The 758-nt window shown below is 63.7% G+C and carries 1 protein-coding gene; it reads right to left on the bottom strand.

Features of this window, described 5'->3' with window-relative positions; genetic code table 11:
- A partial coding sequence (gene tdh / locus IB262_RS35425; protein WP_192494578.1) for an L-threonine 3-dehydrogenase occupies window positions 1-758 on the bottom strand: 758 nt, incomplete at both ends.

The following is a 758-nucleotide window of genomic DNA, read 5'->3' as shown; positions in this document are numbered from 1 at the left end:
TGAAAGCCGTCGCGGAACTCGTCGATCTTGATGCGGTGGGTGATGACGGGGGCAAGGTCGAGCCCGCCCTGCACGAAGGCGATCATCTTGTACCAGGTCTCGAACATCTCGCGGCCATAGATGCCCTTGAGGTTGAGCATCTTGAAGATCACCTTGTTCCAGTCGATCTCGAAGCCGGCCGGTGCGATGCCGAGGATGGCGATCTTGCCGCCATTGTTCATCTTGTCGATCATGTCGCGGAAGGCAGGGGCCGCGCCCGACATTTCCAGCCCGACGTCAAAACCTTCGGTCATGCCGATCGCCTTCATCACGTCGGCAAGGTTTTCCTTCGAGGCATCGACGACATGGTCGATGCCGACGCTTTTCGCGAGCGCCAGCCGCGTCGGGTTGATGTCGGTGATCACCACCTTGCGCGCGCCGGAACGCTTGGCGACCAGCGCCCCCATGATGCCGATCGGCCCTGCGCCGGTCACAAGCACGTCCTCGCCGACGAGATCGAAGGAGAGTGCTGTGTGCACCGCATTGCCGAACGGATCGAAGATCGCCGCGATCTCGTCGGGCACATCCTCCGGGATCGGCACGACGTTATACTCCGGCAGGCAGACGAACTCGCCGAACGAGCCCGGCCGGTTGACGCCGACGCCGAGCGTGTTGCGGCACAGATGCCCGCGGCCGGCCCGGCAGTTGCGGCACTTGCCGCAGACGATATGGCCCTCGCCCGAGACGCGCTCGCCGACATGGTACTTGGTGACGGCCGA

It is taken from the genome of Ensifer sp. ENS02, from assembly GCF_014851885.1.
GTDB lineage: Bacteria > Pseudomonadota > Alphaproteobacteria > Rhizobiales > Rhizobiaceae > Ensifer > Ensifer adhaerens.
Note: the sequence above shows the minus strand (reverse complement) of the source record. Positions and strands in the feature narration are given on the sequence as shown.